The organism is Massilia haematophila (assembly GCF_042647645.1).
In the GTDB taxonomy this organism is placed as follows: Bacteria; Pseudomonadota; Gammaproteobacteria; order Burkholderiales; family Burkholderiaceae_D; genus Telluria; species Telluria haematophila.
In genome coordinates this window covers 1493767-1516279 of the sequence record NZ_JBHRVV010000001.1, presented here as the reverse complement: position 1 = coordinate 1516279, position 22513 = coordinate 1493767, and the positions used below count along the sequence as shown (strand labels likewise).

Sequence of the window (22513 nt, the reverse complement as noted above, 5' to 3'; positions counted from 1 at the left end):
CTTACTGCTCCTTGCCCATCACGTCCTGGTCGAGGCTGCGTCCCAATCCCTCCTGCGCGCCGGACTGCTGCGATTGGCCCTGCTGCGGCTGGCCCTGCTGGGATCCGGATTGCTGCGAGCCCGACTGCTGCGAACCGGACTGCAGGGAACCGGATTGCCGCGGCTGTCCACCCTGCTTGTTGCCGGCCGAACCGCGGGTGCCGGTGCCGAGCGCCGGCGTCACGTCGCCGTCGTCCAGCTCGGCCGATTGCCGGTTGCCGGCGCGGTTGCCCGCGTCGCGCGCCGAAGGCTTGCCGATACCGCCGTCGCGCACGCCGTTGTTCAGGTTGCCGGTGGTGCCGGTGATGCCGGCGCTGCTGGTGCCGACCCCGCTCAGTTCGTCGTAGTTGTTGCCTTTCATGCCATGACCTTTGTTCTCGCCCATTGTCGCCTCCTGCGTTCACGTGTCGATGGGTCGATGGTAACCGCCGTGGCATGACGGACAATAGGAGAGAGTGCGATGCGCCTGTAGGAACTGTCGGACGGAGTGCGGATTCAATCTGACGCCACGATTGGCCGACGTGTGTTAGCCTTTCCTTTTGGCAACTTTTTAGGGAGGGAAACGTGCAAAGCCAGGTCAGGAATTCCGTGATGGACGCGATTGGCAACACCCCGGTGGTCCGGCTCGGGCGCGTCTTTCCCGACGCCCAGGTTGTCGCCAAGCTCGAATACATGAACCCGGGCGGCAGCATCAAGGACAGGATGGTGCGCCACATGCTGGGCGCGCTGCCGGCCGGCACCCGACGCGTGGTCGAGAGTTCGTCGGGCAATACCGGCGCCGCGCTGGCGATGGCCAGCGCCGTCTACGGGCTGGACTGCGACGTGACCGTGCCGGCCGCCACCAGCTGCGAGAAGAAGAAGCGCATTGCCGCCTATGGCGCCCGGGTCCACCCCTGCAGCGTCGACGATGGTCCCGACTACCACGCCGCGGCCGAGGAGATCGCGCGCGAGACCGGCGCCTTCCAGCTCGATCAGTACCGCTCGGCGCTGAACCGCGAGGCGCATTACCGCGATACCGGCCCCGAGCTGTGGCGCCAGCTGGCCGGCGAGATCGACGTCTTCGTGTGCGGCATCGGCTCCGGCGGCACCATTTCCGGCATCGGCCGCTACCTGAAGGAGCAGGCGCCCGGCGTGCGCGTGATCGGCGTCGAACCCCTGCATTCCGCCTACCGCCAGCTGGTCACGGACGACAGGGCGGACGGACAGTTCGCCACCCTGGTCGAGGGCGTCGGCAAGCGCCAGCCCGCCTGCAGCTTCGATCCGGCCGTCGTCGACGACGTGGTCCAGGTGCCCGACGAAGAAGCCCTGGCCTGGGTCCAGCGCCTGGCGCGCGAGGAGGGCATCCTGGCCGGCGGCTCGAGCGGCTGCGTGAGCGCCGGGATCGCCCGGCTGCTGCCGCGCCTGAAGGGCGCGCGGGTGGCGACGGTGTTTCCGGATTCTGGCGCCTTTTACCTGTCCAAGTATTTCTGATGGCGGGGCGGAGACACGGGGCACGATAGTGCGCGCCGGATATTTTGCGCGCCGCAGCGTGCTCGAATGTCGCGCGTGGCCGTAGAATGCCGCTTGACTCCTTGTCTACTTCCCAAAAGGACATACCCATGTCGTATATGTTGCTGATCCAGGAACCCGTCGGCCAGCGCGCCACGCGCAGCGAGCCGGAGGGCCGCGCCCTGTACGAGCGCATGCTGCGTTTCGGCGACGCCCTGCGCGAGGAAGGCGTGCTGCTGGGCGCCCAGTCGCTGGCGCCGCTGTCGAAGGCGGCGCGCGTGACCCTCGAGGACGGCCAGGCGCGGGTAGTGGACGGTCCCTTCGCCGAGGCCAAGGAAATGATCGGCGGCTTCTATCATGTGGACGTCGCCACCCGCGAGGAAGCGCTGGCACTCGCTGCCCGCTGTCCGGCGGCCGAGTGGGCGACCGTCGAGGTGCGCGCCCTCGCGCCTTGTTTCGAGAGCTGAAAATTTTTTTGCATGGCGTGTCGATTTCCGGCGCGCCCGTTCGTCGTGGTGATGTAGGCCGGTTTGCACGGGACAGCCGTTCCGGGCCGGCTTCTTTCACGCACAGGAGAACGACATGCGCTTCATGATCATCGTCAAGGCCAGTCCCGAGTCCGAAGCCGGCGTCATGCCGGGAGAAGAATTGCTCAACGCCATGGCCGACTACCACCAGGAACTGGCGCGCGCCGGCGTGCTGCTCGACGCCAACGGCCTGCACCCGAGCAGCCGCGGCTGGCGTATCCGCTACAGCGGCAAGGAACGTAGCGTGGTCGACGGCCCGTTCGCCGAAACCAAGGAAATGATCGGCGGCTACACGATGATCCAGGTGCGCTCGCGCGAGGAAGCCCTGGAATGGGCGCGCCGCTTCCCGAACCCGCGCGGCGAAGGCCTGGACGCCGAGATCGAGGTGCGCCAGGTGTTCGAGCTCGACGACTTCGCCCAGACCGAGGCGCTCGAGCGCTTCCGCGCGCTGGAGGCGGGCGCACAGGCACAAGCCTGAAGACCCATTTTCGACAATCACGGTCCAGAAAGGGAAAGACATGCACAAGCAGATCTTCGTCAACCTGCCGGTCAGGGACATCGACCGGACGCGCGCCTTCTTCGGCAGCCTCGGCTTCACCTTCAACTCCCAGTTCAGCGACGACAAGGCGCTGTGCATGGTCATCAGCGACCACATCTACGCGATGCTGCTGCAGGAAAGTTATTTTCAGACCTTCACGACGAAGCCGGTGGCCGACGCCAGGACCAGCACCGAGGTGCTGACCTGCCTGTCCTGCGACAGCCGCGAGGAAGTCGACGCCCTGGTCGCCAAAGCCCTGGCCGCGGGCGGCCGGGCGCCGAACGAGCGCAAGGACTACGGCTTCATGTATTACCACGGCTTCGAGGATCTCGACGGCCACGTCTGGGAGCTGATGTACATGGACCCGAGCGCGGTGCCGCCGCAGGCCTGATGCGTTCCAGTACGGTTGATGCGATCGGTGCGGTCTGGCGCATCGAGTCGGCGAAGATCGTGGCCGGCGTCGCGCGCCTGGTGCGCGACGTCGGCCTGGCCGAGGAACTGGCCGGCGACGCCCTGGTCGCCGCGCTGGAAACCTGGCCGGCATCCGGCATTCCCGACAATCCCGGCGCCTGGCTGATGCGCACGGCGAAGAACGCCGCGCTCGATCGCCTGCGCCGAGATAAATTGTTCCAGGAAAAGCTGCGCCAGATCGGGCTCGACCTGGAAGCACAGGAGGCAGCGAGCGTGCCCGATTTCGTCGACAGCCTGGACGACGCCCGCAACGACGTCGGCGACGACATGCTGCGCCTGATGTTCATTGCCTGCCACCCGATCCTTTCGCGGGACGCGCGGCTGGCCCTGACCCTGAAGCTGGTCGGCGGCCTCTCCACCCACGAGATCGCGCGCGCTTTCCTGGCGCCCGAGCCGACCATTGCCCAGCGCATCGTGCGCGCCAAGCGTACCCTCGGGCAGGCCGGGATCCCCTTCGAGCTGCCGCCGGCCGGGGAGTTGGCGGCGCGCCTCGGCTCGGTGCTCGATGTGGTCTACCTCGTCTTCAACGAGGGGTATACCGCGACTGCGGGCGCGGACTGGATGCGCCCGGCCCTGATCGAGGAAGCGTTGCGCCTGGGCCGCATGCTGGCGGCGCTCGCGCCACGCGAGCCCGAAGCCCATGGCCTCGTCGCGCTGATGGAGCTGCAGGCCTCGCGCGCCGGGGCGCGGGTCGATGCCGCCGGCCGTCCAGTGCTGCTGCTGGACCAGGACCGTTCGCGCTGGGACGGCATCCTGGTCAGGCGCGGGCTGGCGGCCCTGGAGCGGGCGCAGCGGCTCGGCATGGATGCCGGTCCCTATGAGCTGCAGGCCGCGATCGCCGCCTGCCACGCGCGGGCGCGCACGGCCGCGGAAACGGATTGGGCGCGCATCGCCGCCCTGTACGCGGAACTGGCGCGGGTGATGCCTTCGCCCGTGGTCGAACTGAACCGGGCGGTGGCGGTCGGCATGGCCGAGGGGCCGGCGGCCGGCCTGGCGCTGGTCGATGCGCTGGCGGGCAGCGAGGCGCTGCGCGGCTACCAATGGCTGCCGAGCGTGCGCGGTGATCTGCTGGAAAAACTGGGGCGGCGGGAAGAGGCCCGCGCCGAATTCTTGCGGGCGGCGGCGATGACGGCGAATGCGCAGGAACGCGCGCTGCTGGAAGCGCGGGCCAGGGCCTAGCGTGGGCGGCGGCCGCTGCGCGGCCGCCCACGCGGGGATCGTTATGGTTCGCGTACCGGATACGACGATCTCGCCAACGACCCCACCCAAGGTTGTTTTACTCAGCGTGGTGCTGCTTCTCGTACTCGTCCGCTTCGGCCTTGGTCGCGTGCACGATGCCGTCCGGATGCTCGGGCGGGGTGTACAGGGTGTACAGGCGCATCGGTTCGCTCTGCGAGGTATTGATGACGTTGTGCTCGGTGCCGGCCGGGATCACGACGGCGACGCCGTCTTCCAGCGCATGCTCTTCGCCATCCAGGATGGCGACGCCCGTGCCGGCTTCGACGCGGATGAACTGGTCGTGGCCGGTATGGTGCTCCAGGCCGATCTCTTCGCCCGGCTGCAGGGTCATGATGACCAGCTGGCTGCGTTGGGTGGTGTACAGGACTTCGCGGAAGTTATTGCCCGCGAGCGTTTTTTCTTCGATGTTGATGCTATAGCCCGACATGATTTCTCCAAAAATAAGTTGGCGGCGCTTCCGTGGGCGCCGCGCCGACTTGATTGTATAGCATGGACGCGAAAGCGTCGGCAACGCCGCCGCCAGCCGCCTTTTCGGTTGGACGTGCCGCTCCGGGGTGCTGTTTCGCTTATACCACTCTCGCATGTCTATATGGAAAATTGATTGTTCTTGCTCGCATGCACATGTCATATACTCCATGGTTCGACCATTCAGCCGTTGGAGAAATCCTTGAAAACCCGCCGTACATTCATCGCCTGCGCCATCGCGCTGACCGCGCAACTGTCGTTCGCCGCGAGCGCCCATGCCGACCAGCTGGCCGATATCAGGAAGAAGGGCGAGATCGTCTTCGGCGTGCTCGGCACCGACGAGCCGAACAGCTTCATCGATCCGAAGACGCGCGAACTGGTCGGTTATGAAATCGACATCGCCAAGGCGGTCGCCAGGAAGATCGGCGTCAAGCCGGTGTTCAAGCAGCTGTCGGTCTCGGCCCGCATCCCCGAGCTGCAGCAGGGCCACGTCGACGTGCTGGCGGCCACGCTGACCCACAACAAGGAACGCGAGTCGCAGGTCGACTTCGCCCTGACCCATTTCGTCACCGGCTCGAAAGTCATGGTGCGCGCCGCCAGCGGCGTGAGCGCGCTGCCGCAACTGGCCGGCAAGAAGGTCGTCACGGTGCGCGGCGGCACCCAGGAAACGAACCTGCGCGCGGCGGTGCCGACGGCGAACATCGTCACCTTCGAGAACACCCAGCAGGCCTTCCAGGCGCTGCAGCAGGGCAAGGGCATCGCCTACGTCAACGACGAGTCCTCGCTGCTGGCCGACTACGGCAAGCTGGGCCCGGCGGCGAAGAATTTCACCATCCTGCCGACCAGCATCGGCGTCGAGTCGATCGCGCTCGGCCTGCGCAAGGGCGAGAAGAACCTGAAGGGCGTGGTCGACGCCACCCTGCGCGAGCTGGAAAGCAGCGGCGCGGCCAATCAGCTGTTCAACAAGTGGTACGGCCCGGGCACCCGCCCGAACATCGCCAAGCGCGCCTTCACCATCCATACCGACAAGATCTGAGCGGTTCGCGTTGCAATTTTTCGATCCCGGCATCCTGCAGTCCGGCCAGTACCATGACTGGCTGGTGCAGGGCCTCATCCTTTCCCTGCAACTGACGGCCGCCAGCTTCGTGCTGGCGCTGCCGTTCGGCGCGCTGGTCGCCCTGATGCGCAGTTCGCCGAACCGCGTGCTGCAGGGCATCGGCGCCACCATCGTCGAGGGCATCCGCAACGTGCCGCTGCTGGCGCACCTGCTGTTCTGGTACTTCGCCTTTCCCGAGCTGCTGCCCGAATCGCTGAAGATGGCGCTCTACGACAGCAATCCGGAAGCCATCTGCGCCGTGATCGCCTTAAGTCTCTACAGCGGCGTGCACATGGCCGAGGACATCCGCAGCGGCATCCGCGCCGTCCCCGCATCCCAGCTCGAGGCCGCGCGTTCGCTCGGCCTGGGGCGCCTCGCCGCCGTGCGCCTGGTGCTGATGCCGCAGGCGATCCGCATCGCCGTGCCGCCGCTGCTGTCGCAGACGGTCAACCTGTGGAAGGACACCAGCGTGGCCACCGTGATCGGCGCGGCCGAGATCATGTACCAGGCGGCGCGCGTGGAAACCGCGACCTTCCGCAGCGTCGAGGCCTTCACGTTTGCCACGCTGGCCTACCTGACGGTGTCGCTGCTGATCTCCCTGGCCGCCCAGCTCTACCAGCGCCGCTTCCCGGTGCGTACCGCGTGAAAGGGGAGAGCGGAGAATGATCGAACTGATCCAGGATTACTGGCTGTACTTCCTTGTCGGCCAATACCCGAACGGGCCGCTCGGCGGCCTGGCCCTGACCGTGCTGCTGTCCGGCGCCGCGCTGCTGCTGGCGATGCCGCTCGGCCTGCTGCTCGGCATCGCGCGCGTGAGCCCCTGGCGCGCGCTGCGCTGGCCGACCGCCGTGCTGGTGCAGGTAGTGCGCGCGGTGCCGCTGCTGCTGGTGGTGTTCTGGGCCTACTTCTTCCTGCCGGCGGTGACTGGCGTGAAGACCGGCCAGGCCACCACCATGCTGATGACGCTGGTGCTGTTCGACGCGGTCTACCTGGCCGAGATCGTCGCCGCCGGCCTCAAGGCGCTGCCCAAAGGGCAGATGGAAAGCGCTCGCTCGCTAGGCCTGAGCTACATCCAGTCGCTGCGGCTGGTGGCGCTGCCGCAGGCGCTGCGCCACGTGCTGCCCTCGCTGGTCAACCAATTGGTGGCGACCATCAAGGCGACCTCGCTCGGCTACATCATCGGCCTGTCGGAGGTCTCCTTCATCGCCACCCAGGTCAACACCCTGGTCTTCACCAAGGCGGTCGAGGTCTATATCGTCCTCGCGCTGACCTATTTCGTCCTGTGCTTCGGCCTGTCGCGGCTGGCCTTCCTGCTCGAGCGGCGTCTCGGCCGTGGCTCGGGTGCCGTTTCGTGAAAATCTCGTCAAGAAAGTTCGAACGATGATCGTTCTCGATCAAGTCAACAAGTGGTACGGCGACTACCACGCCCTGGTCGACGTGACCGAAACCGTCGCGAAGAACGAGGTCGTGGTCGTCTGCGGCCCTTCGGGCTCGGGCAAGTCGACCCTGATCCGCACCCTGAACCGGCTCGAGGAAATCGACGGCGGCCGCATCGCCATCGACGGGCGCGACATCCATGCGCGCGGCCTCGACGTCAACGCCCTGCGCGCCGGGATCGGCTTCGTGTTCCAGCACTTCAACCTGTTCCCGCACCTGACGGCTCTGGAGAACTGCATGCTGGCGCCGGTCAACCTGAAGCGCGCTACCAAGGCGGAAGCCAAGGCCTATGCGCTCGACCTGCTCGAGCAGGTCGGGCTGGCGCACAAGGCCGACGCCTACCCGCACCAGCTCTCGGGCGGCCAGCAGCAGCGCGTGGCGATCGCCCGCGCGCTGGCGATGCGCCCGCCGATCATGCTGTTCGACGAGCCGACCAGCGCGCTCGACCCGGAAATGGTGGGCGAGGTGCTGCAGGTGATGCGCAAGCTCGCAGGGCAGGGCATGACCATGGTCTGCGTGACCCACGAGATGGGCTTCGCGCGCGACGTAGCGGACCGCGTCTGGTTCATGAGCGAGGGGCGGATCCTGGAGCAGGGGACGCCGGAAGCATTCTTTACCAACCCGACGCATCCGCGCGCACAGCAGTTCCTGGCGGACCGCAGCAAGCGCTGATTGATACACGGCGTTTTTCGTAGGGTGGGCACCCCGTGGCCACGCGAAACGAAGCACGGTGTTGGCGGACTTGCGACCCGGACGCCGGACCATCGCCAGCGCTTCCAAATGATCAGTGGGACCGTTTCGACAGTCTTGCGCCGCGCCTTAAATCGCGCCAACCACGTGCTGGCTTCCGCGTGGGCACGGGGTGCCCACCCTACGGTCGCAGTCCAGGGTTCGAATTACGCCTTCAACGCCGACAAATCCAGCTCGACCCAGGTCGGCACGTGGTCGCTCGGCTTCTCGCGCCCGCGCACGGCGTGGTCGGTGCCCGCGGCGCGCAGGGCCGGCGCCAGGGTCGGGCTGAGCAGCAGATGGTCGATGCGCAGCCCGGCGTTGCGGCCGTAGGCATTGCGGAAGTAATCGTAGAAGGTGTAGATCACCTCGTCCGGGTGGATGGCGCGCAATGCGTCCAGCCAGCCCTGGTTGACCAGGCGCTGGAAGGCCGCCCGGGTTTCCGGCCGGAACAGCGCGTCGTCGACCCAGCGTTCGGGCTTGTAGACGTCGAGCTCGGTCGGCATGACGTTGTAGTCGCCGGCGATCACGACCGGCGCGCCGGTGTCGATCAACTGCTGGGCGCGCGCGATCAGGCGCTCGAACCAGGCCAGCTTGTAATCGAACTTCGGCCCCGGCGCCGGGTTGCCGTTCGGCAGATACAGGCCGCAGATCACGATATCGTTCACCACTGCCTCCAGGTAACGGCTCTGCTCGTCGCTGGGGTCGCCCGGCAGTCCGCGCGTGACCTCGACCGGGTCCGTGCCGCGCGCCAGGATCGCGACGCCGTTCCAGCTCTTCTGTCCCTGCCAGATCGCACCATAGCCGGCGGCATTGATTTCCGCCAGCGGGAAGCGTTCCTGGGGCGCCTTCAGTTCCTGCAGGCAGGCGACGTCCGGTTTGGTTTCTTCCAGCCACTGGAGCAGGGCGCCGAGGCGGGCGCCGATGCCGTTGACGTTGAAAGTGGCGACACGCATGGTTTCTCCGATGTGATGGGTTGACGTAGTTGTAACGCAGGGCGTCCCCGGCCGGCGCACGGCAGTCGCCGCGTTCATGCGGCGCGGGTGAAGCGGGCAGGGCGCGCACGTTCCTGCTGAGCGTGCGACCGAAAAATTACAAAAAAGATATTATTCGATTTTACACACCACCCATCGGAGATGCTCATGTACAAAAACACCCTGCGCGCCCTCACCGCTTCCCTGCTGCTGGCCGCGACGGCCCAGGCGTCGGCAGGCGGCTGGGTCACCAAACCCCTGGAAATCGAGGGCGTGCTGGTCGAGGCTGTCGGTCCTGCGAATCGCTGCCTGTCGAAATTCGGCGGCACCATCAGCGGCCACGGCGAGAGCGCACTGATGGGCAAGGTGGTCTTCATCGCGACCGACTGCATCACCCCGATCGGCCCGCTGTTTAATTTCAGCAACGGCAAGTTCATCGTCATGACGACTTCGGGCGACCAGATCTTCGCCAACTACAGCGGCCAGTTCGTGCCGACCGGCGAAGGCACCAACTACGTGTTCTCCGGCGCGACCTTCCAGGTCACCGGCGGCACCGGCAAGTACGCCAAGATCACCGGCGGCGGCGTCTTGAGCGGCGGCGAAGACATGGCGACCGGCGCCGGCAACATCAAGCTGTCCGGCCGCGTGCTCTACCTCCAGAAGTAACAGGCGGCGTAGCGGCGTAGCGGCGCGGCGGCATGCTAGCGCCGTCCCCGCGTCGGCGTCACCAGCATCAGGCGCGCGCCAGGCGACTTGGTGCGCGCCTTCAGCCATTCCTGGGCGCGCTGCAGTTCCTCGGGCTTGAGCGCGCGCTTGCAGCGGGCGCTGAGGATCGGCACCTGCTGCGCGCTGCCGTCCTCGGCGGCGGTGACCACCACGTTCCCCACCAGCACGTCGGTACAGTCCGGATACTGGGCGGTCAGCTCGGCGGCAATGTCGGTCGCGGTCTTGTCCCAGGCAGCGCGCCGCGCCAGCTGTTCGCGCAGCTCGGCGATGGTGGCGTCGCGTTCGCGCAGCCCGTTCTGGGTGTCGCGGAAGATCTCGGCCAGGATATCCGCCTTCAGGCTGGTCACGTCGACCCGGCTGTCTTCGGCCTGGTGCACCACCAGCTGCGCCCCCGCCAGGCCGGCGCCGGCCAGCCGTTTCTCGATCGTGGCGATGGCTTCGGCCGGCATGCGCGCGCCGACCAGGGTCAGCTCGATCTTGCGCTCCAGCGCGGACAGGTTGGTGTCGACCACGTGGGTCTGGGCGCCATGGAATTCCTGTCGCACGAACTGGCGGGCGCGGCTGTCGAAGACTTCGTTGTCGACCAGCTGGATCGCCAGGTAGATGCTGGGCAGGGCGGTCAGGGTCACCACCGCGATCAGGGTGCGCTTGACGCGGCGCTCGACGCGCGGGTCGACGAACTTGCGGTGCGGCAGGCGCAGGTACTCGATCACGATCACGGTCGAGGCCGCGATGAAGACGCAGTTGATCGAGAACAGGTAGAAGGCGCCGCCGAACATGGTCCAGTCGCCGTTGGCCAGGCCGTAGCCGGCGGTGCACAGCGGCGGCATCAGGGCGGTGGCGATCGCCACGCCCGGGATCACGTTCGACTTTTCGCGGCGGGTGATGCCGATGATGCCGGCCAGGCCGCCGGCCAGGGCGATCAGCACGTCCCACAGGGTGGGCGTGGTGCGCGCCAGCAGTTCGGACTGGGCTTCCTGCAGCGGCGTCAGCAGGAAGTACAGGGTCGAGGTCGCCAGGCTGATGCCGGCCGCGATGCCGAGGTTCAGCAGCGAGCGCCGGATCAGCGGGAAGTCGAAGATACCGATGCCGTAGCCGATGCCGACGATCGGGCCCATCAGCGGCGAGATCAGCATCGCCCCGATGATCACCGCCGTCGAGTTCGTGTTCAGGCCGATCGACGCCACCAGGATCGCGAACATCAGGATCCACGGCGTGGCGCCGCTCAGTTCGACCCCGGCGCGGATGCTGGTGTCGATGACGTCGTCGTCGGCCTTGTCGTGCAGCAGGCTGAAGCGGTGCTGGACCTTCGGCGGCTCGACGTGGGGCGCCAGGGTGGAAGGCTCGGGTTTCAGGCCCGGTTCGGTCAGGCTCATGCCTGGTTCCGTGCCGCGGTGAGCGGAAAAGTTCGTACAGCGCCGGTCATGGGTGCTCCTTGCGTGCGCGAACCGTCCTGGCGCGCGCTGATTCAAAGCTCGGATTGTTGCCCAAAGTCTCTTGTTTGTACAAATCTATTTGGGTTTGTTGCCATAGTGTAAGCGTGACGTTCCTCTTGGCACGCGTGACGACAACTTTATTACGTACATTTGCACAAATGGAATTGCTAATTCATGAAGCGCGGGTTAGTCTTGCGGATGGGCCCGTGCGGCCCGCCTCCCACCTTCCTCACGTAGTCGAAAGCAGTCGATGAGCAGCACAGATCCGGGCAACCAGCCACCGGAAAACGGCGAACCGGTCCCACGCAAGAGCGCGCGCGGGCATGATTGGCGCCATGCGATGCGCAGCGAGTTCTCCGACTGGCAACTGTGGTGGGCCCGGGCCGTGATGGTCGCACTGGCGGTGATCTCGGGCCTGGTGATCGTCGGCTTCACCGCGCTGGCCGAATACACTTACGACCTGTTCGCGCAGCTGCACGCCCGCTGGTGGTGGAGTCCGCTGCTGTGGACGCCGCTGGTGGCCTGCGCCGTGGTCTGGTGCACGCGGCGCTTCGCGCCGGGCGCCGCCGGTTCCGGCATTCCTCAGGTGATGGCGGCGCTCGAGGTCGGCGAACGGCCGGCCGCGCGCAGCCTGTTCGTTTCCCTGCGCTTGAGCTTCGCGAAGATCCTGCTGACCGCGGGCGGCCTGCTCGGCGGCCTGTCGCTGGGGCGCGAAGGACCTTCGGTGCAGATCGCCGCCGGCGTGATGCTGCAGGCGCGGCGCCTGGTGAAGGACCAGCGCCGCATCCACGTCCACGGCCTGCTGGTGGCGGGCGGCGCGGCCGGCATCGCCGCCGCCTTCAACACGCCGCTGGCCGGCGTCATGTTCGCCATCGAGGAGCTGGCGCGCGCGCCCGAGCAGCGCAACAGCGGCCTGATCATTACCGCGATCGTGCTTGCCGGCCTGGTCGCGGTCTCGATCTACGGCAACGCCACCTACTTCGGCGTGATCCGGGTCGCACACCTGGATCTGGCGCTGCTGCTGCCCGGCCTGGTGCTGACCCTGCTGGCGGGCGTTGCCGGCGGCCTGTTCTCGCGCCTCCTGATCGCCTCGCTGCGCGGGCAGGGCCAGGACCCGTTGAGCCGCCTGCGCACGCGGCGGCCCATCGTGTTCGCGGGCGTCTGCGGGTTGCTGGTCGCCGCGATCGGCCTGGTCACCGGCGGCGCCACCTTCGGCTCCGGCTACGAATCGACCCGCGCCATGGTCGAGGGCAGCGGGGTGATGCACGTCGCCTACGCGCCCTTCAAATTCCTGGCCACCTGGCTGTCGACCTGGTCCGGAGTGCCGGCCGGGATCTTCGCGCCCTCGCTGGCGATCGGCGCCGCGCTCGGCAACGACGTCGCGCTGCTGGTGTTCCATACCCAGGTGCCGGCCCTGATCGCGCTGGGCATGGTTGGTTTCCTGGCGGCCGCCACCCAGGCGCCGCTGACCGCTTTCATCATCGTGATGGAAATGGTCAATGGCCACGCCATGGTGCTCAGCCTGATGAGCTGCGCCCTGGTCGCCAGCTTCGTCTCGCGCCTGATCAGCCCGCCGCTCTACCCGACCCTGGCCCGGCTGCAGCTGGAACGGATCCCAGCGCCGCCCCTTGAGCAGGCGCCGCGCTGATGAGGCGTGCGGCGAGTCCTACAGGACGGACGGCCGTGTGCCTATTGCAAGGCCTGTCCGCGTGGCTATGATGGACGGAACTGCAACGACACCGGAGATCATCATGTCTACGTCAACCGACAAGAAGGACGTACAAGGCCGTTCCTGGGACCAGATCACCAAGAATGGCACCACCAGCGCCGGCAGCATGGGCGCCGGCGCGACCGGCGACAACATTGGCGATAGCGGCAGCATGTCCGGCCAGGCCGAAGGCGGCGGCCAGCAGCAGGACGTCCGTACCGACGACCTGCTGGCCTCGGATTCGGATGGCGGCGGCGGCGCCGAGGGCTTCCAGAACCCGCATGGGAAAGGCGAGCTGCAGACCGGCATGGAAGGGATCCGCAACCGCACCGGCAACGGCGCCGGCAACCGGCAGTCGGGTGAGCAGGAGGGCGCGGGCGGCAACGAGAGCGGGCGTGACCAGGGCAACGCGGCGCGCGGAGACCAGCAGAGCCGCTGAGGCGGATGCAGGGACCGCAGGCTGTTCGCAGCTTGTTTGCAGCTTCTTCGTCGACACAGGCGGCGGGCGTGAGCGCCCGCGGCCAGCACGTGTTCGACACGATGTCGGAAACCAGCGAGGAGACCCGCCACCATGATCCAACACATCGGCATCGTCGGCTGTTCGGCCGAAGGCGCCGCCCTGTGCTATCGCACCATCTGTCTCGAAGGCGCAAAGCGGCTCGGTCCGCATGCGCACCCCGAAGTTGGCATGCACACGCATTCGCTGGCCGATTACGTCGAGCGCATCGAACGCGGCGACTGGGAAGGCGTCGGGGCGTTGATGCTGTCCTCGGCCGAGAAGCTGGCCCGCGGCGGCGCCGATTTCCTGGTCTGCCCCGACAACACCATCCACCAGGCGCTGCCCCTGATCGAGGCGCGCTCTCCGCTGCCCTGGCTGCACATCGTCGACGCGGTCGGCGAGCAGGCGCTGGCGCGCGGCTACCGCAAGCTCGGCCTGCTCGGCACGCGCTGGCTGGTCGAGAGCGAAGTCTATCCCGCGAAACTCTCCGCGCTCGGCATCGAGAGCGTGCGCCCGACGCCTGACCAGCGCGAAGACATCAACCGCCTCATCATGGACGAGCTGGTCGCCGGCGTGGTGAATGCCGAAACGGTGCCGCGCTTCCAGGCCGTGATCCAGACCCTGGCGGCGGAAGGCTGCGACGCCGTGGTCCTCGGCTGCACCGAGATCCCGCTCTTCATCAGCCACGAGAACTCGCGCCTGCCGACCCTCGATTCGACCCGCCTGCTGGCGCGCGCGGCCTTGGCCCGCGCGATCGGGGACGGCCAATAATCAGCGCGCCGCGCGCAGCGTCAGCTTGACGATCTCGCCCGGCTGCCACAGGCGCATGCGCGGGCCCCAGCCGCCGGCGCCGCGGCTGACCACCAGTGCCATGTCGCCGACCCGGTATTCGCCCATGTAGCGCGGGAAGCGCCGCTCGACCAGGAAATTGAAGGGCCAGATCTGGCCGCCGTGGGTATGCCCGGACAGCATCAGGCCGACGCCGCGTGCGGCCGCGCCCTCGACGATGCGGGTGGCCGGAATGTGACACAGGAGGATGGTGGCCGCGGCGTTCGCGGTGTTCGCGCCAGGCGCGACCGTCTCCAGGCCGCCCAGATAGTCGCTGCCGCCGCGCATGTCGCGGCCGATGTCGTCGATCCCGGCCAGCACCAGGCCGGGCGCCAGTTCGACCTGTTCGTTGCGCAGCCAGCGCACGCCGCCGGCGGCGAATTCGGCGATGGTCGTGTCGGCGTCGCCGTAGAACTCGTGGTTGCCGGTCACGGCCCAGACGCCGCGCGGCGCCTGCAGGCCGCGCAGCACGTCCGCCAGCTCCGGCTCGCCCAGCGGTTCGTTCTCGACCTGGTCGCCGACCATCAGCACCGCGTCCGGTTTCAGAGCATTGATCTGGCCGACCCGTCCGGCCATCCAGCCCGACCTGCGCTGGGCGCCCAGATGCAGGTCGGTGACGGCGACCAGCACCATGCCGTCCAGGTTGGCCGGCAGGTTCTTCAGCGCCACCTCGTATTCGCTGACCGCCGGCGCGCGCACCGCCTGGAAGATGGCGAAGCCGCTCACCAGCGCGCCCGCGACGGCGCCCACGGCCAGGAAGCGCGGCGCCCGCGCGCGCCACCAGAAACCGAAGCCGGTGAGCAGATCGGCCGCCAGCAGGCACAGGGTCATCAGGAACAGGATGCCGAGCCAGGTCATGGCGAACTGGCCGGGATACCAGCGCCAGTCGATTGCCTCGTCGCCCAGGTGCACGCCCCACAGGTAGAACAGCCAGAGCGCGACGGCGCCGATCCACCAGGCGCGCGCCGGCACGCTCTTCCTGACCAGCGGGACCCGGTGCAGGCGGTGGGCGACGTAGAAGTGGAAGAGGGAACCGATGACGTTCAGGATGATCGAAAACATGCGCAAGCGTTGCCGGCAAAGTCCGGCCTTCACGGGTGGGCGGCGGCGCGCGCGTTCGACTCCTGCGCGCCGGAGATCGACGATCTTAACCCATCCGCGGCGCGCGTGCCGCCGGTACCGCCAGCGCGCCTAACCGGTCGCGGCCTGGAGCGCGTGTTCGCCGGCGACGCGCTCGACGAAGTCGGCCGTGACCTCCGGCTGGGTGACCGGCAGCATGTGGCCGCCGTCGACCAGTTCCAGCCGTGCGCCCGCCACCCGGTCGACCAGGCCCTGGCCGTTCTGCTTCCAGTCGAGGATGGCGTCCTGGCGGCCGTAGAGGACGGCGACCGGCAGGCGCAGTTCGCCATAGCGCGCCTCGACCGCCGGCATGCAGGCCGGGAGTGCCTGCAGGTCGTTCGAGGCTTCCAGGAACTGCTTCGGGCGCAGGCTGAGCAGGCCGCCGCCCTTGACGGCGAAATCGGCCGGCACCGGCTCCGGCGCGAACACGCGCTCCAGCACCTTCTTGCTGCCGGCGATCGCGCCCGGCGTCGCCAGGGTCCAGGCGAACAGCTTGCGCACCCAGCGCGTCTCGATGGTCAGGGCCTTGAACACCGCGGGTGCGGTTTCCTGGGTGTGGGTCAGCGGTGCCACCAGGGCCAGGGCGCCGACCTCGTCGGGGTGGTCGAGCGCCAGGGCGAGCGCGATCGCGCCGCCCAGCGAGTGGCCGACCACGGTCGGGCGGCCGAGCTCGAGCTTGCGGATCAGCACGGCCAGGGCCGCGGCCTGGGTGCAGATGTCGGCCGCGTGCAGCGCGTCGCGCAGCGAGTGGCCGGCGCCCGGGCGGTCGACCACGGCCACGCGGTAGCTGCGCGCCAGGCGCTCGGCCAGCCCGTAGTCGAAGTGGCCCATCTGGCCGCCCAGGCCGTGCACCAGCAGCACGGCGGGCGCCGCCGGGCCGGCGCTGTCGTGCAGGCGCACGTGCAGGCGGCCGCCGGGCACGTCGACGAACCGGCCCTTCGCGGGCAGGAATTGTTCGATGCGGCGCGCGGTGCGGTGGGTGAACCAGGCCAGGCCAAGCAGCAGCACGGCCAGCATGGCCAGGACGAAAAGGAATGCGTTCATCGGGAAGTCGCTTTCTTCAGGTAGCGCCAGTAGCTGACCGGCGCGATGCGTTCGAGGATGGAGACGGCCTTGGCGTCGCTGCCGACCAGGATGCGCGCGTCGCCGCGTTCGATGCCGCGCGCGATGATCTCGCCGGCGGTCTCGGGCGCCAGGCGCAGCAGCTTCTCGGCGATTTGTCGCCCGCGTTCGATTTCGTCGGGCGGCGCGTCGAGCGGCACCCGGGCCTTGTGCGCGATCGCGGTCGCCACGCCGCCGGGATGGACCACGCTGACGCCGACGCTGCTGCCTTCGAGTTCGTGGCGCAGCGCGTTGGAGAAGCCGCGCACCGCGAACTTGCTGGCCGAGTAGGCGGCCTGGCCCGGCGGCGCGACGATGCCGTAGATGCTGGACACGTTCACGATGCGGGCTTCGTCGCTGCGGCGCAGGTGCGGCAGGAAGGCGCGCGTCATGCGGACCACGCCGTGGAAGTTGATCTCCATCAGCCAGTCGAAATCGTCCTCGGACACCTGTTCGAAGCTGCCGCCGAGCGCGACTCCCGCGTTGTTGACCAGGACGTCGACCCGCCCGTGGGCGGCCTGCACCTCGTCCGGCAGGGCGCGCACGGCTTCGCGGTCGGCGACGTCGAGCACGTGGGTGGTGATGCGCACGCCCTGCTTGTCGAGCAGCCAGGCGGTTTCCTTCAGGCTGGCGTGATCGATGTCGGCCAGGGCCAGGTGGCAGCGGCGGCGCGCGAAGGCAAAGGCGGTGGCGCGGCCGATGCCGCTGCCGGCGCCGGTGATGACGGCGACGCGATTCGACAAATTCACGGCATGGCTCCTTTCGGTCCGAAGCGGATGACGCCGTCGGCGATGCGCCCGAAGCGGATCGTCATCATGTCCTGCAAATAGTTCTGGTAGACCTGCCAGGGCCGGCGCGAGCCCTGTTTCGGCAGGATCGCGGCGGCGCGCTGCACATAGCCCGAGGTGAAGCTGAGGAAGGGCTCGGGCTGCACGTCCGGTTCGCGCCGCACCACGGCGATCTCCTGGCTGCTCCGCTCCATGTGGCGCAGCAGGCGGCAGGCGTAGGCGGCGGTGAGATCGGCCTTCAGCGTCCACGAAGCGTTGGTGTAGCCGAAGGTCATGATGCTGTTCGGCATATCGGACAGCATCATGCCCTTGTACGACATCGCCTGGCTCGGATCGAAAGGCCGGCCGTCGACCACGATCGCGGCGCCGCCCAGTACCGACAGCGACAGGCCGGTGGCCATCACGACCACGTCGGCTTCCAGCGCGTGGCCCGACTTCAGCAGGATGCCGGTGTCGGTGAAGCGTTCGATGTGATCGGTGACGACGTCGGCCCGGCCCTTGCGGATGGCGCGGAACAGGTCGCCGTCGGGGACCACGCAGACGCGCTGGTCCCAGGGCTTGTAGCCGGGAGTGAAATGGGCGGCGACGTCGAACGAGGGCCCGAGCTGGTGGGAGGCCATCTGCACGATCCTGCTCTTGACCAGGTCGGGCTTGGCGCGCGCCAGCCGGTACAGCACCATCGATTCGGCGATCACGCGCCAGCGCGTGGCCCAGTAGGCAGCCTTCGCCGGCAACAGCTTCTGCAGGCGGTGCGCGAACTTGTATTCGGACGGGCGTGCGACCACGTAGGTGGGCGAGCGCTGCAGCATGGTGACGTGGGCGGCCTGCTTCGCCATGGCCGGCACCAGGGTCACGGCGGTGGCGCCGCTGCCGATCACGACCACCCGCTTGCCGGCGTAGTCCAGGTCCTGGGGCCAGAACTGGGGCTGGACGATGCGCCCGCGGTAGGCGTCCTCGCCCTCGAAGCGGGGGCGGTAGGCGTGATCGTAGCTGTAGTAGCCGCTGCACATGTACAGGAAGCGGGTGCGCAGGGTACGCGTTTCACCGCTGTCCTTGTGCTCCGCATGCACGGTCCAGCAGGCCTCGACGCTCGACCACTCGGCGCGCACCACCTTGTGGCCGAAGCGGATGTGGCGCTCGATGCCGTGGCTGCGCGCGGTCTCGCGGATGTACTCGCGGATCTGCGCGCCGTCGGCGATGGCCTTCGACGCCAGCCAGGGCTTGAAGGCATAGCCCAGCGTGTACATGTCGGAGTCGGAGCGGATGCCGGGGTAGCGGAACAGGTCCCAGGTGCCGCCGATGGCGTCGCGCGCTTCGAGGATGGCGTAGCGCTTGTCCGGGCAGCGCGCCTGCAGCATGGCGGCGGCGCCGATGCCGGACAGGCCGGCGCCGACGATCAGCACATCCAGCATGTGCGGCACGCCGTCCGTCTCGGGAGGGTTGTGCATGGTGTCTCGTTTATCGTTCTAATAAACTGACACTCTACATTGTCAACATTGTCGTGACAAGCGGGACGGTAACAAGCGGAAGGTGACAGGCGGGAAGCTGCCGGGGCGGCTCTCCGGTATGTCAGAATAGCGGGATGACGCAAGCATCCACTCCGGCGCGCGCTTACCGCGGCGTGTCTCCCGACGAACGCCGCGCGCAGCGGCGCACCAGGCTGATCGAGGCCGCGATCGCGGTCTACGGCGAACGCGGCTACCGCCAGGCCACCGTGAAGGCCGTGTGCGAAGCCGCCGGCCTCACCGAGCGCTATTTCTACGAGTCGTTCGAGAACAGCGAGGACCTGCTGGTCACCTCGTTCAATGCCGTGACCTATGCGGTGTTCGGCGAACTCGTGGCGGCCGCCCGGGCCGCCGGCCGCTCGCGCAAGGCCAGGGCGCGCGCCATGCTGGCAGCCTATTTCGGCGCCCTGCAGCGCGACCCGCTCTCGGCGCGCGTGTTCCTGGTCGAGATTCGCGGCGTCAACCGCGCGGTGGACAAGGCCTTCGACGCGGCGCTGCGCGCGATCGGCGCCGAGGTGGCGCGCCAGGTCGCCGCGCCCGGCGCCCTGGCCGACGAACTGCTGCATGCAGGGATCGTCGGCGGCGTCATGCACATCGCGCTGCGCTGGATCGACCAGGGCTACCAGCCGCCGCTGGAGACCGTCACCGAGACCGCGCTGCGCCTGGGAATGGTGCTGGCCGCGCCGGCGCGCCGGGCGCTCTCCAGGGAAGCACTGATTGATTCATGACGGCGGTCCTGGCCTGGATAAAAACGCCCTGCTACGTTGCAAATCCTCGCCATGCCACGCGGTATGGCTGCGGTTTGCGCCTTGCCGGCCGCTTTCTTCCACGGCCAATCCATCCGTCAGAATAGATCGGTGTTGCCTCAGGGCGCGGCGCCGATGCCGTCGATGACGGAAACCAGCGCGCGCAGGTCGACCGGCTTGACGAAATGGTGGTCGAAACCCGCGCTGCGCGAGAGTACGCGGTCGTGCGCCTGGCCGTAGCCGGTCAGCGCCAGGTAGAGCGCCGGGCGCGTGCCCTGCAGCGCGCGCAGGCGCCGCACCAGGGCATAGCCGTCGATATCGGGCAGGCCGATGTCGAGGATGAAGACCTGGGGCCAGTCGCTGCCCGTCATGTCCAGGGCGTCGCGCGAGGAGGCGGCGGTCGTCACCAGATGGCCGAAGGCGCGCAGCACCTCGGCCAGCGAATTGGCGGCGTCCAGGTTGTCGTCGACGATCAGGATGCGCGCCCGGCCGGCCTGCGGCGTGGGAAGCGCGGCGGCCGCGGCTCCCGTGCCGTCCGCTCCCCCTGCACCTTCGTGGCCGGCCTCGGCCAGCCGCAGGGTCACGCTGAAGGTGCTGCCCTGGCCGAGACCTGCGCTACGCGCCTCCACGCTGCCGCCATGCAGCTGCACCAGGCTCTTGACCAGCGCCAGGCCCAGCCCCAGGCCGCCCTGCGAGCGGTCCGGGGTGCGCTCGGCCTGGGTGAACAGGTCGAATATATGGGGCAGCATGTCGGGCGCGATGCCGATGCCGGAGTCGCGCACCGCCACGGACACGCTGCCCGGTGCGCGCTGTACCGACAGCCTGATGCGTCCGCCCTGGGGCGTGTACTTGGCAGCGTTGTTCAGCAGGTTGGCGAACACCTGGACCAGGCGCGTGCGGTCGCCGTCGACCCAGGCGCCGCCCTCGACCTGCAGCTCGAAGACGTGGCCGCGTGCCTCGATCAGCGGGCGCGCCTGTTCGACCGCGCCGGCCACGGCGGCGCCGATGTCGACCAGGGTACGGTCGAGCTGGACCAGCCCGCGCGTGACGCGCGAGACGTCGAGCAGGTCGTCGACCAGTTCGGTCATGTGGCGCACCTGGCGCCCGATGATCTCGCTGGAGTAACGCAGGCGGCGCTGGTCCAGGCCCGGCATCGCCAGCAGTTGCGCCGCGTTGCTGATCGGCGCCAGGGGATTGCGCAGCTCGTGCGCCAGCATCGCCAGGAACTCGTCCTTGCGCCGCGCGGCCGCGCGCAGTTCGGCCTCGCCCGTCTTCTGGCCGTGGATATCGGTCAGGGTGCCCATCCAGTCGGTGATCCTGCCGTCCTCGGCGGCGAAGGGCAGGGCGCGGCTGAGCACCCAGCGGTAGCCGTCCGCATGGTGGCGCAGGCGGTGTTCGAATTCGAAGTGGATGCCGGCGGCGCGGCTGCGCTCCCAGTGCGCGAGCAGGGGCGCCAGGTCGTCCGGGTGGACCGCGGCATGCCAGCCGTCGTCCTGCAGCTGCGCGGCCGGGATGCCGGTGAAGTCGCTCCAGCGCTCGTTGAAGAAGTAGACGCCGTTCTCGAGGTTGCTCGACCAGACCATCGGCGGGATCACGTTGGCGATCGCGCGGAAGCGCCGTTCGCTGTCCTTCAACGCCTTTTCCGCCGCCACCTGGGCGCTGATGTCCATGTGCGCCGCCACCGCGCCGGTCAGCTCGCCGCGCGCATTGCGCATCGCCGCCGCGCGCACCAGCACCGTGCGCCGTATCCCGGGCTGGCCGAAGGGCTCGATCTCGAACACCCCGGCGTCGCTGTCGCGCCCGGCCAGCACGCGCGCCACCGGCCAGTCCCGGGGCGCCAGCGGCACGCCGGCCCTGGGGCCGTCGGTGTGCCAGCCCTTCCAGTCGACGTACTCGTCGACCGAGCCGGGCTGGGGATAATCGCCCCAGATCGCCGCGTTGGCCGCATTGCCGATCAGGAGGCGCCCGTCGGGGTCGAGGTAGAAGATGCCGACCGGCGCCGCCGCCAGCAGGGCGTCGAGGCGGCGCCGGTCGTGCTCGGCGCGCAGCGAAGCGGCCGTGGCCAGCTGTTCGCTCGCGCGCAGCGCCTGGGCCTGGGCCTTGCGCTCGCTGATGTCGACCGCGATGCCGGCGAAGCGGCGTCCGCCGCCGGCCGGGTCGACGAACACCTTGCCGCGCGCGTTGACCCAGGCTTCGTGGCCGGAGCGTTGGGGAATCCGGTACTCGATGTCGTACAGGGTCTCGGTGCGGATCGCGTGCTCGATCGCCGCCAGCACCCTGGGACGGTCGTCGGGATGGATCATGTCGGTGAAGCGCGCCAGTTCGGCGCCCTCGCGCGCCAGTGCGGCATCGACCTGGAACAGCCGCCCGAAGCGCTCGTCGACGTAGGTGGCGCCGCTGGCGAGGTCATAGCTCCAGGTGCCGATGTTGCCCGAGGCTTCGAGCGAGAGCGCCAGCCGATCCTCGGCTTCCTTGTGGCGCGCGACGGCCGCCATCTTGTCGGTCATCTCGACCACAGTGCAGATCAGGCCCCGTATCAGGCCGGTTTCGTCGCGCAGCGGGCTGAAGGAAAAGGTGAACCAGGCCTGCTCGGGGTAGCCGTGGCGCTCGAGCGTGACCGCGTAGTCCTCGAAGAAGAACGATTCTCCTCGCAGCACGCGGCTGACGTAGGGCGCGAGCGCGGGCCAGGCCTCGGGCCAGACCGCGGCATACGGCTCGCCCAGCGCAGCCTCGGCTTTCCGCCCGAGCATCGGCACGTAGGCATCGTTGAAGAGCATGATCTGCTCCTCGCCCCAGGCGAGAAAGGTCGGGAAGGCCGAGCCGAGCACGATGCCGAGCCCGGTGCGCAGCGAAGGAGCCCAACCGGAAACCGGGCCGAGCGGATGGCCCGACCAGTCGCGGCGGCCGATGCGCTCGCCCATCGCGCCACCCTGGTCGAGGAACGCATGCGGGTTGGTGCTGCTGTCCACGGCTGCCTTGTGTGATAAAACTTGCATTGTACACAGGCGCGGCAAGCGATGCCCACGCGCTGCCAGCCAATCCGCGCGGCGGAAG

General features: G+C 68.4%; 23 protein-coding genes. 14 read left to right on the top strand and 9 right to left on the bottom strand.

The genetic code is table 11. The features are described from left to right. Window position 1: 1 nt before the first annotated feature. The gene (locus ACFOPH_RS06800; protein ID WP_379734341.1) at window positions 2-424 is read right to left on the bottom strand and encodes a hypothetical protein; all 423 of its coding nucleotides are present in this window, start codon (window positions 422-424) and stop codon (window positions 2-4) included. Window positions 425-630: 206 nt separating this feature from the next. Between ACFOPH_RS06800 and ACFOPH_RS06795 the strand changes: the two genes are divergently transcribed. The 5 genes from ACFOPH_RS06795 (at window position 631) to ACFOPH_RS06775 (ending at window position 4242) form a co-directional block, all read left to right on the top strand. Further along, window positions 631-1509, top strand: a complete 879-nt coding sequence (locus ACFOPH_RS06795) for a PLP-dependent cysteine synthase family protein (protein ID WP_312550399.1) — start codon at window positions 631-633, stop codon at window positions 1507-1509. Window positions 1510-1637: 128 nt separating this feature from the next. Further along, on the top strand, window positions 1638-1994 hold the full coding sequence (locus tag ACFOPH_RS06790) for a YciI family protein (protein WP_379734339.1): 357 nt from the start codon (window positions 1638-1640) through the stop codon (window positions 1992-1994). A gap of 115 nt (window positions 1995-2109) precedes the next feature. Beyond that, complete coding sequence (locus ACFOPH_RS06785; RefSeq protein WP_312550387.1) at window positions 2110-2532, top strand: YciI family protein; 423 nt, start codon at window positions 2110-2112, stop codon at window positions 2530-2532. Window positions 2533-2572: 40 nt separating this feature from the next. Next, window positions 2573-2983: a VOC family protein gene (locus ACFOPH_RS06780; RefSeq protein ID WP_312550386.1), complete on the top strand. Its 411-nt coding sequence runs from the start codon at window positions 2573-2575 to the stop codon at window positions 2981-2983. After that, on the top strand, window positions 2983-4242 hold the full coding sequence (locus ACFOPH_RS06775) for an RNA polymerase sigma factor (protein ID WP_379734336.1): 1260 nt from the start codon (window positions 2983-2985) through the stop codon (window positions 4240-4242). The genes ACFOPH_RS06780 and ACFOPH_RS06775 overlap by 1 nt, the downstream gene beginning before the upstream one ends. Before the next feature lie 97 nt (window positions 4243-4339). On the opposite strand, the gene ACFOPH_RS06770 is transcribed toward ACFOPH_RS06775, so the two are convergent. Continuing rightward, window positions 4340-4729 (bottom strand): cupin domain-containing protein, encoded by a 390-nt coding sequence (locus tag ACFOPH_RS06770; RefSeq protein ID WP_312550385.1) that lies wholly within the window; start codon window positions 4727-4729, stop codon window positions 4340-4342. Window positions 4730-4969: 240 nt separating this feature from the next. Here ACFOPH_RS06770 and ACFOPH_RS06765 point away from each other — a divergent pair, with 240 nt between their 5' ends. From ACFOPH_RS06765 to ACFOPH_RS06750, 4 genes are read left to right on the top strand one after another with little or no spacing between them, the layout of a single operon-like run. After that, window positions 4970-5803 carry an ABC transporter substrate-binding protein gene (locus ACFOPH_RS06765; protein ID WP_379734334.1) on the top strand — a complete coding sequence of 278 codons (834 nt, stop codon included), beginning with the start codon at window positions 4970-4972 and terminating at the stop codon, window positions 5801-5803. Between the two features lie 10 nt (window positions 5804-5813). After that, window positions 5814-6509, top strand: a complete 696-nt coding sequence (locus ACFOPH_RS06760) for an amino acid ABC transporter permease (protein WP_312550384.1) — start codon at window positions 5814-5816, stop codon at window positions 6507-6509. A 16-nt stretch (window positions 6510-6525) separates the two neighbouring features. Further along, a complete protein-coding gene (locus ACFOPH_RS06755; protein ID WP_312550383.1) occupies window positions 6526-7218 on the top strand; it encodes an amino acid ABC transporter permease in 693 nt (230 codons plus the stop codon). 25 nt (window positions 7219-7243) lie between these two features. Next, entirely contained in the window at window positions 7244-7972 is a 729-nt protein-coding gene (locus ACFOPH_RS06750) for an amino acid ABC transporter ATP-binding protein (protein ID WP_312550382.1), read from the top strand. 224 nt (window positions 7973-8196) lie between these two features. On the opposite strand, the gene xth is transcribed toward ACFOPH_RS06750, so the two are convergent. Further along, window positions 8197-8985 carry an exodeoxyribonuclease III gene (xth, locus tag ACFOPH_RS06745; RefSeq protein WP_312550381.1) on the bottom strand — a complete coding sequence of 263 codons (789 nt, stop codon included), beginning with the start codon at window positions 8983-8985 and terminating at the stop codon, window positions 8197-8199. Window positions 8986-9171: 186 nt separating this feature from the next. Between xth and ACFOPH_RS06740 the strand changes: the two genes are divergently transcribed. Beyond that, on the top strand, window positions 9172-9669 hold the full coding sequence (locus ACFOPH_RS06740) for a hypothetical protein (protein ID WP_312550380.1): 498 nt from the start codon (window positions 9172-9174) through the stop codon (window positions 9667-9669). A 35-nt stretch (window positions 9670-9704) separates the two neighbouring features. On the opposite strand, the gene ACFOPH_RS06735 is transcribed toward ACFOPH_RS06740, so the two are convergent. Further along, entirely contained in the window at window positions 9705-11105 is a 1401-nt protein-coding gene (locus tag ACFOPH_RS06735) for a TIGR00341 family protein (protein WP_312550379.1), read from the bottom strand. 310 nt (window positions 11106-11415) lie between these two features. On the opposite strand from ACFOPH_RS06735, the gene ACFOPH_RS06730 reads away from it, so the two are divergent. From ACFOPH_RS06730 to ACFOPH_RS06720, 3 genes are all read left to right on the top strand, one after another. Further along, complete coding sequence (locus ACFOPH_RS06730) at window positions 11416-12813, top strand: chloride channel protein (protein ID WP_312550378.1); 1398 nt, start codon at window positions 11416-11418, stop codon at window positions 12811-12813. 103 nt (window positions 12814-12916) lie between these two features. Continuing rightward, window positions 12917-13312: a hypothetical protein gene (locus ACFOPH_RS06725; RefSeq protein WP_379734330.1), complete on the top strand. Its 396-nt coding sequence runs from the start codon at window positions 12917-12919 to the stop codon at window positions 13310-13312. A gap of 132 nt (window positions 13313-13444) precedes the next feature. Next, on the top strand, window positions 13445-14143 hold the full coding sequence (locus tag ACFOPH_RS06720; protein WP_379734328.1) for an aspartate/glutamate racemase family protein: 699 nt from the start codon (window positions 13445-13447) through the stop codon (window positions 14141-14143). On the opposite strand, the gene ACFOPH_RS06715 is transcribed toward ACFOPH_RS06720, so the two are convergent. From ACFOPH_RS06715 to ACFOPH_RS06700, 4 genes are all read right to left on the bottom strand, one after another. After that, on the bottom strand, window positions 14144-15262 hold the full coding sequence (locus ACFOPH_RS06715) for a metallophosphoesterase (protein ID WP_379734326.1): 1119 nt from the start codon (window positions 15260-15262) through the stop codon (window positions 14144-14146). A gap of 129 nt (window positions 15263-15391) precedes the next feature. Next, window positions 15392-16363: an alpha/beta fold hydrolase gene (locus tag ACFOPH_RS06710; protein ID WP_379734324.1), complete on the bottom strand. Its 972-nt coding sequence runs from the start codon at window positions 16361-16363 to the stop codon at window positions 15392-15394. Continuing rightward, window positions 16360-17169, bottom strand: coding sequence for an SDR family NAD(P)-dependent oxidoreductase (locus tag ACFOPH_RS06705; protein WP_379734322.1), 810 nt, complete (start codon window positions 17167-17169; stop codon window positions 16360-16362). Before ACFOPH_RS06705 ends, ACFOPH_RS06710 begins: the two co-directional genes overlap by 4 nt. Beyond that, window positions 17166-18656 (bottom strand): flavin-containing monooxygenase, encoded by a 1491-nt coding sequence (locus tag ACFOPH_RS06700; RefSeq protein WP_379734320.1) that lies wholly within the window; start codon window positions 18654-18656, stop codon window positions 17166-17168. Before ACFOPH_RS06700 ends, ACFOPH_RS06705 begins: the two co-directional genes overlap by 4 nt. Window positions 18657-18790: 134 nt before the next feature. On the opposite strand from ACFOPH_RS06700, the gene ACFOPH_RS06695 reads away from it, so the two are divergent. After that, window positions 18791-19441, top strand: coding sequence for a TetR/AcrR family transcriptional regulator (locus tag ACFOPH_RS06695; protein WP_312552255.1), 651 nt, complete (start codon window positions 18791-18793; stop codon window positions 19439-19441). A 137-nt stretch (window positions 19442-19578) separates the two neighbouring features. Here the strand turns inward: ACFOPH_RS06695 and ACFOPH_RS06690 are convergent, their stop codons facing one another. After that, window positions 19579-22428, bottom strand: coding sequence for a PAS domain-containing protein (locus tag ACFOPH_RS06690; protein ID WP_379734318.1), 2850 nt, complete (start codon window positions 22426-22428; stop codon window positions 19579-19581). Between the last annotated feature and the right edge of the window lie 85 nt (window positions 22429-22513).